Source organism: Streptomyces sp. CoH27, assembly GCF_020181035.1.
Classification (GTDB): Bacteria; Actinomycetota; Actinomycetes; order Streptomycetales; family Streptomycetaceae; genus Streptomyces; species Streptomyces camelliae.
Genome location: NZ_JAIQYY010000003.1, coordinates 295,490 through 306,717, shown reverse-complemented (window position 1 = coordinate 306,717; position 11,228 = coordinate 295,490). Strand labels below are relative to the sequence as shown.

Annotated in this window: 8 protein-coding genes and 1 pseudogene; 2 read left to right on the top strand and 7 right to left on the bottom strand. The window is 74.1% G+C overall.

The window, feature by feature from the left end:
* Positions 1–115 precede the first annotated feature (115 nt).
* The 3 genes from LE548_RS06625 to LE548_RS06615 all read right to left on the bottom strand — a co-directional run bounded on the left by LE548_RS06625 (position 116) and on the right by LE548_RS06615 (position 3,955).
* A complete protein-coding gene (locus tag LE548_RS06625; RefSeq protein WP_225095701.1) occupies positions 116–559 on the bottom strand; it encodes an ATP-binding protein in 444 nt (147 codons plus the stop codon).
* A gap of 333 nt (positions 560–892) precedes the next feature.
* Positions 893–2,635 (bottom strand): pyruvate dehydrogenase, encoded by a 1,743-nt coding sequence (locus LE548_RS06620; RefSeq protein ID WP_225095700.1) that lies wholly within the window; start codon positions 2,633–2,635, stop codon positions 893–895.
* A 27-nt stretch (positions 2,636–2,662) separates the two neighbouring features.
* Positions 2,663–3,955 carry a protein phosphatase 2C domain-containing protein gene (locus LE548_RS06615; protein ID WP_225095699.1) on the bottom strand — a complete coding sequence of 431 codons (1,293 nt, stop codon included), beginning with the start codon at positions 3,953–3,955 and terminating at the stop codon, positions 2,663–2,665.
* 473 nt (positions 3,956–4,428) lie between these two features.
* Here LE548_RS06615 and LE548_RS06610 point away from each other — a divergent pair, with 473 nt between their 5' ends.
* Together LE548_RS06610 and LE548_RS06605 are read left to right on the top strand one after the other, a co-directional pair.
* On the top strand, positions 4,429–5,409 hold the full coding sequence (locus LE548_RS06610; protein WP_225095698.1) for a LuxR family transcriptional regulator: 981 nt from the start codon (positions 4,429–4,431) through the stop codon (positions 5,407–5,409).
* A 367-nt stretch (positions 5,410–5,776) separates the two neighbouring features.
* Positions 5,777–6,259, top strand: a complete 483-nt coding sequence (locus LE548_RS06605) for a DUF456 domain-containing protein (RefSeq protein ID WP_225095697.1) — start codon at positions 5,777–5,779, stop codon at positions 6,257–6,259.
* 43 nt (positions 6,260–6,302) lie between these two features.
* Here LE548_RS06605 and LE548_RS06600 read toward each other — a convergent pair whose 3' ends face one another.
* The 4 genes and pseudogenes from LE548_RS06600 to rsgA all read right to left on the bottom strand — a co-directional run bounded on the left by LE548_RS06600 (position 6,303) and on the right by rsgA (position 10,897).
* Positions 6,303–7,559, bottom strand: a complete 1,257-nt coding sequence (locus LE548_RS06600; protein ID WP_225095785.1) for a GDSL-type esterase/lipase family protein — start codon at positions 7,557–7,559, stop codon at positions 6,303–6,305.
* Between the two features lie 225 nt (positions 7,560–7,784).
* Positions 7,785–8,305 (bottom strand): annotated as a pseudogene (locus LE548_RS06595) (methylated-DNA--[protein]-cysteine S-methyltransferase); the annotation flags it as partial.
* Positions 8,302–9,699: an AlkA N-terminal domain-containing protein gene (locus LE548_RS06590; RefSeq protein ID WP_225095696.1), complete on the bottom strand. Its 1,398-nt coding sequence runs from the start codon at positions 9,697–9,699 to the stop codon at positions 8,302–8,304. The pseudogene LE548_RS06595 and the gene LE548_RS06590, both read right to left, overlap by 4 nt.
* Before the next feature lie 85 nt (positions 9,700–9,784).
* The gene (gene rsgA, locus LE548_RS06585) at positions 9,785–10,897 is read right to left on the bottom strand and encodes a ribosome small subunit-dependent GTPase A (protein WP_225095695.1); all 1,113 of its coding nucleotides are present in this window, start codon (positions 10,895–10,897) and stop codon (positions 9,785–9,787) included.
* Positions 10,898–11,228: the final 331 nt, after the last annotated feature.

Genomic DNA, 11,228 nt, shown 5'->3' with positions numbered 1-11,228 from the left:
GACCGCGCGGGTCACGCCCCCGGCCCGTTGCGTACCGTCTGCGGTGTACGGCCCGCTGCATACGGTCAGCCGCATACGGTCAACCGCATACCGCCCACTGCGGGGCGACTCGCCTTCACGCCGCCTCGGCGCCCAGCTCGAACCACACCGACTTGCCCACGCCGTGCGGCCGTACGCCCCAGGCGTCCGCGAGGGACTGCACCAGCACCAGGCCCCGCCCATGGGTGTCGTCGTCCGTGTCCGGCGCTCTCAGCTCGGGTCTGCGGGTCACGAAGTCCCGTACCTCCACGCGCAGTCCGCCCGGCTCCACGACGGCCGTGAGGACCGCGTCGTCGTCGGTGTGGACGAGGGCGTTGGTGACCAGTTCGCTGGTGAGCAGTTCGGCGATCTCCGAGCGGCCCGGTTTGCCCCAGTGCCGCAGCAGTTCGCGCAGCTCCCGGCGGGCCTCGGGCACCGCCCTGAGATCCGCCCGCCCCAGCTTGCGCCGGAGCCGGTGCGCGTGGTCCGTGCCGGTACCGGTCGCTTCCCCCGTCGTGTCCGTGACAGCCCCGACGACCATGGGACCTCCCCCTCGTGCCTGCCTCTTCATGACCCCCGCCCGCACGATGCCTGACCCTGCCCCTCCTGGTCGAACACGTTCACGGGGGATGCTTGCCCAGCAGAAACCAGGGCAGTCCTGGCACCGACGCGAGGACCGCTGTTCGGCCACCACCCGGCGGGGTGCGGGGCGCCCGCCGGACCGGGCCGCACCCGCCTCGCCGCCTCCAGGGACCGCGCTGGGCGCCACGGACGTCCCGCGACGGCCGGGCAGATGCGCCCGGCACCGGCCGTCGGCACACCGTCACGCCCCGTGAAACTGGCCGAAATCCGCCCCTCCAGGCTCAGATTTTCCTCAAGGGCGCGGCACGTTGCGCAGGTTGGAGCGGGCCATCTGGAGCATCCGGCCGACTCCGCCGTCCAGCACGATCCTGGACGCGGACAGCGCGAACCCGGTGACCATCTCGGCGCTGATCTTCGGCGGGATCGACAGCGCGTTGGGATCGGTGACGATGTCCACCAGCGCCGGCCCCTTGTGCCGGAAGGCGTCCTTGAGAGACGCGGCGAGCTGCCTGGGCTTCTCCACCCGCACCCCGTAGGCGCCGCAGGCCCGTGCCACGGCGGCGAAGTCGGGGTTGGTGTTGGCGGTGCCGTACGAGGGCAGTCCGGCGACCAGCATCTCCAACTCGACCATCCCGAGAGAGGAGTTGTTGAACAGCACCACCTTGACCGGAAGGTCATGCTGCACGAGCGTCAGGAAGTCGCCCATCAGCATCGAGAAGCCGCCGTCGCCCGACATCGACACCACCTGCCGGCCCCGGTCGGTGAACTGGGCACCGATGGCCATGGGCAGCGCGTTCGCCATCGACCCGTGGGAGAACGAACCGATGATCCTGCGGCGCCCGTTGGGTGAGATGTAACGGGCCGCCCAGACGTTGCACATGCCGGTGTCGACCGTGAACACCGCGTCGCCGTCCGCGACTTCGTCGAGTACGGCGGCCACGTACTCGGGGTGGATCGGAACGTGCTTGTCGACCTTGCGCGTATACGCCCTGACCACGCCCTCCAGCGCGTCGGCGTGCTTCTTCAGCATCTTGTCCAGGAAGCGCCGGTCGGTCTTCTCCGTCACCCGCGGGATCAGACAGCGCAGCGTCTCACGCACGTCACCCCACACGGCGAGGTCGAGCCGGGAGCGGCGGCCGAGCACCTCGGGCCGTACGTCGACCTGCGCGATCGTCACGTCGTCGGGCAGGAAGGCGTTGTACGGGAAGTCGGTGCCGAGCAGGATCAGCAGGTCGCACTCGTGGGTGGCCTCATAGGCGGCGCCGTAGCCGAGCAGTCCGCTCATGCCGACGTCGTACGGGTTGTCGTACTGGATGAACTCCTTGCCGCGCAGGGCGTGCCCGACCGGAGACTTGATCCTCTCCGCGAACTCCATGACCTCGGCGTGCGCGCCGGCCGTGCCGCTGCCGCAGAACAGGGTCACCCGCCTCGCCTCGTCGATCATCTTCACGAGCGCGTCGATCTCGGCGTCGCCGGGCCGGACGGTGGGCCGGGAGGTGACGAGGGCGCTCTGCGCGGCCTTCTCCGGGGCGGGCTGCGCGGCGATGTCGCCGGGCAGCGAGACGACGCTGACACCGCTCTGCCCGACCGCGTGCTGGATCGCGGTCTGCAGCAGCCGGGGCATCTGCTTCGGGTGGGAGATCAGTTCGCTGTAGTGGCTGCATTCTGTGAAGAGCCGGTCAGGGTGGGTCTCCTGGAAGTAGCCGAGACCGATCTCGCTGGAGGGGATGTGCGAAGCGAGCGCGAGCACCGGGGCCATCGAGCGGTGCGCGTCGTACAGGCCGTTGATCAGGTGCAGGTTGCCCGGACCGCAGGAACCGGCGCACGCGGCCAGCTTCCCGGTGATCTGGGCCTCGGCACCGGCCGCGAACGCGGCGGTCTCCTCGTGGCGGACGTGGATCCAGTCGATGGCGGAGTTGCGGCGCACGGCGTCCACGACCGGGTTGAGGCTGTCGCCGACCACCCCGTACAGACGGCGTACGCCGGCGCGGACGAGGATGTCGACGAACTGCTCGGCTACATTCTGTTTGGCCATGCACCCATGGATGCACAGGGGCGGCCCTCACGCCTCCCACACGGCCGCCGCCGTACGGTCGTCGGCGTAACCCTTCACCCGTACCTGGGCGTCCGCGAGGAACGCGGCGAGTCCCGGTGGGGTACGGCAGGACCAGCGCCGGGCCAGGTAGGCGCAGAGGGCGGGCTCCCCGCGCAGCGGTTCGGCCAGGCCGGCGCTGCACATCACCAGCGCGTCACCCGGGCGGGCGACCGAGGCACGGAACCGGAACGGCTCGCGCGGCGGCTCCGGCGCCGGCGCGGGCTCGTACGGGCTCGGCGGGGCCGGGATGCCGAGGTCCATGGTGAGCCGGTCGCCCTCGGGGGTCTCGGCCGGCGTCCCCGCGGGCTGCGCGCCGAAGCCGACGGCGGCCGCGCCGGTGGTGTCCTCGGGCGCGACCTGCGGCTCGATGTCCTGCCAGACGCCGTCCCGCAACCGGAACAGCCCGCCGTCGCCGACGCCGAAGAACACGCGCGTACGGCAGTCCGGATCGGCCGGCAGCAGCAGACAGCGCAGGCTCGCCGTGTACTCCTCCGGGTCGACGCCCTGCTCGGCCGCGCTCGCCCGGAGCCGGCCCAGGCTACGGTCGGTCAGCCGGTGCAGCCCCGACTTCAGCTCGCCGCGCCGGGCGGCCCGGATGTCCTCCACCAGCCGCTGATGGCTCCGGCCCACGGCGCGCCCGATCCACCGGCACGCCTCGGCCGCGGCCAGATGAGCCCCCGGCGTGGCCCGTACGCCGGTCGCCACGGCGACGAGCACCAGCGCCTGCTCCCCCGCCCCGAACCGTGCGGTCAGCAACGCGTCCCGCCGCGGCTCACCCCGGTACCGCGCCGAGTCCCCCCGCAACGACACCGCCCGCACCGTGCACGCCCCGTACCGGGCCCCGTCCAGCACGGTGTCCGCGACCAGCTCCCCCAGCCCGTCGGGCTCGGCCGCGGGCAGCGCGGTGGGCTCGGGGTCGTAGGTGGGCGGTCCGGAGCCCACGTAGTCGAGGGCGGAGGGGGGTGGGGCCGGGACCGGGTGAGCAGCCGGGGGCGGGACGGCCGGTGGGGCCGCCGTGGCCGGTTCCAGCGGCTTGGCCTCGGGCGTGGTGGGTGGAGGCTCGGTCGTGCGCTGTGCCGGCAGGACGGCCTCCGGGGGTGCCGTGTCCGGCGGTCCCGTGACGGTGCTCTTCGCGGAGGCGAAGCGGTCGTCCAGGGAATCGGGCGCGGGCGTGGGGCCCGTGTCCTCGGTGGAGTCGTCGTACAGCTGTCCCCACCAGTCGTCCTCGGAACGGGCGGGCCTTCCCCCCTGCTGGCTCATGTTCCTGATTGTCCACCGCACGGGCCGCGGGAAAACGGGGCATCGGGAAAATCCGGCGCACCCGGGCATCTCGAACAGCGCGGTCGGGTGACGGAGCGAACAGCCGTACGAGCAACCGCTGATGGCCGCCGGGCGGCCCCACCCCCCACGGGAGGACCGCCCGGCGACGCCTGGGCGTGGCCCGGCCCCGCATCCCCTTCGCATGTCTCGCACGCGCACGGGCCCGGGCCACGGTCCGTGCGACCGGGCCGCCGCGGGCGGCACCGGTCGGATGGCCGGATTGTGGCTTGGATTCCTGGGACTGAGCTGTGCATCGCCATCGCGACCACGCGTCCCGGGTGCTGCCACCTTGGCAGAGTCACCCGCGCTGCGGCGATGATGTTCCGCGGCGGGTTTGCGCCGTGGCCGGTTCCCGCCAGGCCACACCCGCCGAGGCAGGTCTTGTCGGTGGCGTGTGGGAGGGGCGGAGGCCGATGCTGGCAGCGATAGGGCTGGACGACACGCACGAGGCGGCGTACCGGGCGCTGGTGTCCGTCGGCGCGGCCGATGTGAGCGATCTGGCGCGCCGCCTGACGCTGGCCGAGCCGGACACCGAGCGGGTGCTGCGCCGACTGGAGCGGCAGGGGCTCGCCGCGCAGTCCCCCGCCCGGCCGGGCCGCTGGGTGGCGGCGCCGCCGGGGGTGGCGCTCGGGGCACTGCTCACCCAGCAGCGGCACGAGCTGGAGCAGGCGGAGCTGGCGGCGGCGCTGCTCGCGCAGGAGTACCGGGCGGCGGCGGCCCAGCCGGCGGTGCACGACCTGGTGGAGGTGGTGACCGGCGCGGCGGCGGTCGCCCAGCGCTTTCTGCAGTTGCAGCTGGGCGCGGCGCAGGAGGTGTGTGCGCTGGTCACCGCCGACCCGGTCGTGGTGTCCGGCATGGAGAACGAGGCGGAGGAGCAGGCGGCCGCGCGCGGGGTGCGCTACCGGGTGGTCGTGGAGCGCGCTGTGCTGGACCTGCCGCACGCGCTGACCGAGCTGACGGCCGCGCTGGGCCGGGACGAGCGGGTGCGGGTCGTGGACCGGGTGCCGACGAAGCTCGTGGTGGCCGACCGCTCCCTGGCGATGGTGCCGCTGACCTCGACGACGGCCGAGCCGGCCGCGGTGGTGGTGCACGCCAGCGGCCTGCTGGAGCTGCTGCGCGGGCTGTTCGAGTCGGTGTGGCGGGAGGCGCTGCCGCTGCGGCTGGGCACGTCGGGGGTGACCGAGGAACAGCCGGACGGCCCGGACGGCACCGATCTGGAGGTGCTGTCCCTGCTGCTGGCCGGGCTGACCGACGCGAGCGTGGCCAAACAGCTCGACCTGGGCCTGCGGACCGTGCAGCGCCGGGTACGGCGACTGATGGAACTGGCCGGGGTGACGACCCGGCTGCAACTGGGCTGGCACGCGTACGAGCGGGGCTGGGTGACCCGCTCGTAGGCATCCACGGGCTCCTGGGGGCTCTCCGGTCGGCGTCACGGGCTCTGCTCGGCTGTCGGGGGACTTGTCGGCGTCTCGTGAACGATCGGCGCCTCGTGAGCTCCGGTCGGCGTCTCGTGAACGATCGGCGTCTCGTGAGCTCCGGTCGGTGTCTCGAACACTGCTGCGTGGCTTCTCGCGGGGCCCGCCGACGCCCCGTGGGCTCCCGGCCGGCGTCCCGCAAGGCTCCCGCCCGCCGGCCGTAGCGGCGCCTCGCACGCTCGCGCCCGGCTTCTCGGGGGGGTCCCGCCCGGCTTCTCGTGCGCTCTCGTCCGCTCCGGCCGGCCGATGGCCTGCCGTTCCGTGGCTTCTCCGGCACTCTGGGCAGATGGGAGTGTGGGAACTCCTGCTGGTCGGCGTGGTCGTCGTGCTCGGCCTGTGCGGAGTACTGGTGCCCGGGGTGCCGGGGTCGTGGCTGGTGTGGGCCGCCGTGCTCTGGTGGGCACTGTCGGATCCCCAGCCGGTGGCCTGGGGCGTCCTGGTGGGCGCCACGGCGGTGCTGCTGCTGTCGCTCGCGGTGCGCTGGGCGCTGCCGCCGCGCCGGCTGCGGCAGAGCGGCGCCACGCCCCGGATGGGGGTGTACGCGGGCGCCGGGGCGTTCCTCGGCTTCGTACTGCTTCCGGTGCTGGGCGCGCTGCCCGGCTTCATGGCCGGGATCTATGTGCACGAGCGGCTGCGGCTGGGCCGCCGCGGGGAGGCGCTGGCCGCCCTGCGCACGGCGATGCGCTCGGGCGGCTCCAGCGTGCTGGCCGAACTGTTCGCCTGCCTGCTGATCGCGGGGGCGTGGCTGGGTGCGGTGCTGTGGGGGTGACGGGCGGACCGCAGTGCCGCAGTGCCGCCGCCGAACCGACGTTTCAGCCCCTCGCCCCCACCACCCGCACACCCGCATCCCCTTCAGCCGGCCACCCCGCCCAGCCCGCCAGGGCCTGGCGGACGGTGTCGGCGACGGCGGTCATGCCCGTGTCGTCGAAGTGCAGGTGGTCGCCGGGGTCGTAGGCGGGAAGGATGCGGGTCGGGTCGGCGGGGTCGCGCACGGCGGCGTCGGCGTCCGCGACCGCGTCGAACGCGCCGCCGGTGCGGATGAACGCGTTCACCTGCTGCCGTACCGCCTCGCGGGTGTCCGTGTAGGCGGTGAAACCGCGGAACGGGGTGAGGGTGACGCCGACGACCGCAACCCCCCGGGCGTGGGCGCGGGCGACGAGCGTGCGGTAGGCGTCGGCGTAGGCGCCGGCGTCGTCGGCCGTGGGGGTGCCCTTGATGTCGTTGATGCCCTCCAGGACCACCAGGACCCGTACGCCCGCCCGGTCCAGGGCGTCGGTGTCGAGGCGGGTGAGGCCGCTCGGCCCGGCGCCGGCGCGCAGCAGACGGTTTCCGGAGATCCCCGCGTTGAGGACGCCGAACCGGTCCGCGCGCAGATACGCGGCGAGCCGGTCGGGCCAGCGGCGGTTGGTGTCGGGGGTGGAACCGTTGCCGTCGGTGAGGGAGTCGCCGAACGCCACGACGCTGCCGGCGCCGTCACCGAGGACGTCGACGCCGGTGACGTAGTACCAGCGGTTGACGGTGGCCGTGTAGGCGCTGCCGTCCTCGTCGCCGGCCCGGCCCGCGCCGGCCGGGGCGACATAGCTGGTCTGCAGGGCCACCTGGTGCGAGGTCGCGGGGCCGTTGTCGTCCGGCGTGTACACGGTGACGAGCAGATCGGCGGCGGCCGGCACGCTCAGCGGCACCGGGTCGGTGACCGTGTCCTGGCCCGCCGGGACGGTGACGGCGGGGCCACCCTGGAAGGTGGCGGTGTGCACGGTGCCGGGCAGGGCGTCCGGACCGGCGGCCCCGCGCAGCGCGACGGTGACCGCGCCGAGGCGCAGCGGTGCGGTGCCGAGCCGGTTGCTGAGCCGCACGCGCACGGCGTCGCCGCCGATGCTGAGGTGGACCACGTTGCGGATGGCGGCGCCGGGCCGGGCGTCGACGGCGCCCGACGGCGCGGCCTCCCAACTCCCGGTCCAGGCAGGCGGATTCGAGACCGTCCACGGTTCCGACCGGGCGACGACGGGCGCCGTCAGGCCGGGCAGCAGCGCCGGCAGCAGCACCGCGAGAATCCGTCCGACCTTGGCCATGTGTCCGCCCGCCCTTCCCCGTGGCTCGTCGGAGGCGACCGTGCCACACGGCCGGGCCGCACCGGCACACCGTCGGCGGTGGTCCACCCGCTCGGCGTAACAGGGGCGGGGTCCGTGGCCGGCGCCCCTGACACGCCACACCCCACGCCCCCCGCATCCGGACGCGCCCCGGCCCCGCCGAGCCGTCGAGAGCATCCGGACGCGCCCCAGCCCCGCCGAACCGTCGAGCACACCCTCCAGAGTCAGCAGCCGGACCGTGTGCTCGACTCCGCCCGCGTACCCGGTCATCGAGCCGTCGGCGCCGATCACCCGGTGGCAAGGGCGCACGATCAGCAGGGGGTTGGCGCCGATCGCCCCGCCGACGGCGCGAACGGCCGCGCGGGAGGCGCCGATACGCGCGGCGATCTCGCCGTAGGTGACGGTGGTGCCGTACGGCACCTCGTCCAGCGCGGCCCGCACCCTCCCCCGAGCTCCCGGCTTCGCTCAAGCAGGAGGTACCCCCACCGGAACTCGGTCCCGCGCGGGGCCAATGGCAGCCGGAACAAGGTGAGTTGACCGGCGAAGTACGCGGCGAGCTGATCACGGGCGGCGCGGAACGGCCCTGTGTCGCACCGCCATCCCTCCTCGACGCTCCGTCCGCCCTTCTGCCCGGGCACGGACAGCGAGGTGCGCGCGCCGTCCGTGTCGGCGGTGAGCAGCAGCGATCCGACCGGGGAGTCCAGCCGCGTCCGGTACGCGTCCGTCATCGGTTCAACTCTCCTGCGACGCGCAGGTGCTGGACGGCGTACGACCGCCAGGGCCGCCAGGCGTCGGGTACGTCCGTGCCGGGCGGGGCGACGTCCGGATCGCCGAGGGCGCGGACGCGGACCGTGGCGACGGCGGCGGGGTCCATGCCGGGCAGGGCGAGCAGGGCCGCCTCGGCGTCGTCGCGGTCCGCGCCCGCGTCCAGCCGTACCGTGCCGTCGGCGAGGGCCGCGGCGAGCGCGCCCAGCGGTCCGGCGGGCTCGGCCTCGGCGAGCACGGCGGGCTCCGGGAAGAGATGGGTGAGGCTGCCGCAGGGGGCGTCGAGCACCTTGCCGTTCCGGTGGACCAGCGGCTCGGCGCCCGCGCTGCCCACCAGTGCGCGCACGGCGGGCTCCAGCGGGTCCACGGCGCCGGGCGAGCGCAGTCCGGGCCGGGCCGCGACCAGCGGGGCGAGCCGCGGGTCGGCGCCGAGCCGTTCGTCGACGGCGTACGGGTCGGCGTCGAGGTCGAACAGCCGCCGCAGCCGCTGCACCGCGGTGGTCAGGTCCCGGGGGTCGGTGAGGCGGAGCCGCGCGTCGAGCCAGCCGCCCGGATGGGTACCGGTGCCGGTGCGCGGCGCCCGGGTGCGCTCCTCGACGGCGACGATGCCGGTGCCGTACGGCAGCCGCAGGGTGCGCCGGTAGGTACGGCCGCCCCGCGGGCCGGACACCTCCTCGACGCCGGTCACCGCCTCCCTCGCCAGCTGGTCGAAGACGGCGGCGGCCTGGTACGGGCCCCGGTGGGCGAGGCGCAGCGGGATGCCGGCGCCCGGGGTGGCCCGGCGGGCGTCGCGGCCCCGGGGGGCCGCGGCGCGTACCTCGGTCGGTGTCGCGGCGTAGATCTCCCGCACGGTGTCGTTGAACTGCCGCACGCTGGCGAAACCGGAGGCGAACGCGATCTCGGTGACCGGCAGCTCGGTGGTCTGCAGCAGCACGCGCGCGGTGTGCGCCCGCTGGGCCCGGGCGAGCGCCACGGGCCCGGCGCCGAGCTCGGCGGTCAGCTGCCGCTGCACCTGCCGGGCGCTGTAGCCGAGCCGGGCGGCGAGCCCCGAGACGCCCTCACGGTCCACGACCCCGTCGGCGATCAGCCGCATGGCCCGGCCGACGACGTCCGCGCGCACGTTCCACTCCGCCGACCCCGGCACCGCGTCCGGCCGGCACCGCCGGCAGGCCCGGAACCCGGCCCCCTGCGCGGCGGCGGCCGTCGCGAAGAACCGCACGTTGTGCCGCTTCGGCGTCACCGCCGGGCAGCTCGGCCGGCAGTAGATCCCGGTGGTCTCGACGGCGAAGAAGAACGCCCCGTCGAACCGCCCGTCCCGACTGCGCACGGCCTCGTACCTGCTGTCTTCGTCCCTCACATGTTCCAGTGTCGGACAGCGCAGGGGGAGCGACTGGCGGAAATCGGACGTGGCGTTCACCGGTGCCCCGAAGGGGCGCGGGGAACTACTGGAACCGCCCCCGCTTGATCTCCATCGCCGCCCTCCCCTCCGCGCCCTTCCGCTTCCAGTCCCGCCGAAGCTCCGCACGGACCCGCGCATCGGTCTTGGCGACGATCCACTGGTTCTCCCGCATGAGCTTGCGGTAGCTCTCCAGCCGCCGCGCGGACAGCTCCCCGCTCTCCACGGCGGAGCGCACCGCGCAGCCCGGCTCGGTCTCATGGGCGCAGTCGTGGAAGCGGCACCGCTCGGCCAGTTCCTCGATCTCGGTGAAGACCTGCCCGACCCCGCTCCCGGCGTCGAACAGCCCGACCCCCCGCAGTCCGGGTGTGTCGATGAGGACCCCGCCGGCCGGCAGGGCGAGCAGATTGCGGGTGGTCGTGGTGTGCCGGCCCTTGCCGTCGACGTCCCGCGCGGCCCGTACGTCCATGACGTCCTCGCCGACGAGGGCGTTGGCCAGCGTGGACTTGCCCGCGCCGGACTGGCCGAGCAGCACGGACGTACCGGAGCCGACGAGCGCGACGAGGACGTCCAGCCCCTCGCCGTACAGGGCGCTGACGGTGAGCACGGGCACGCCGGGCGCGCTCGTCTCGACGTCGTGGACGAGGTGGGCGAGGGTGACCGGGTCGGGCACGAGGTCGGCCTTGGTGAGGACGACGACGGGCTGGGCGCCGGACTCCCAGGCGAGGGCGAGGAAGCGTTCGACCCGTCCGAGGTCGAGTTCGACGGCGAGGGAGAGAGCGATGACGGCGTGGTCGACGTTGGCGGCGAGGATCTGCCCCTCGGACCGCTTGGAGGAGGTGGAGCGCACGAAGGAGGTGCGGCGCGGCAGATACGCGCGGACGTAGCGGGGGTTGCCGCCGGGCTCCACGGCGACCCAGTCGCCGGTGCACACGACCCGCAGGGGGTCGTGGGGTGTGACGAAGGCGGTGTCCGCGCGGACGACTCCGCCGGCGGTGACGACATCGCACTGGCCGCGGTCGACCCGTACGACACGGCCGGGCAGGAGACCCTGCTCGGCATGGGGGGCGAACTCGGCCTCCCAGTCCGCATCCCAGCCGTACGGCACGAGCGGATGCGAGGAAGACGAGGACGAACCCACGAAAGAAGAGAAAGACAAGGGGTGACCCTTCACAAGGGTGGCCCCGGCACCGCGCTCACTGGCGCGGGAGAAGAGTGAGGTCAGCCGGAGACCACGGAGGTGGAATGGATGAACTTCCGGATGCGGGCAGCGCCCGTCTCAGCGACAGCCATCGGTCACACCTCCCGTTCTCCACACGACTGACCGCGGCAGCCGACGGCCACCGCGAGGAGCAGGTCCCACCTTAAAGGGGCTCGCTCCGCGACACCACGGAATTTCCTCCACGCGGGCGAGCCGTCAGGCGCCCCCTGTCATGAAGCGCCGCTGTGGCCGGCCCGGCCGGGGCCTGGAAACGGCGAAGACATGTGCC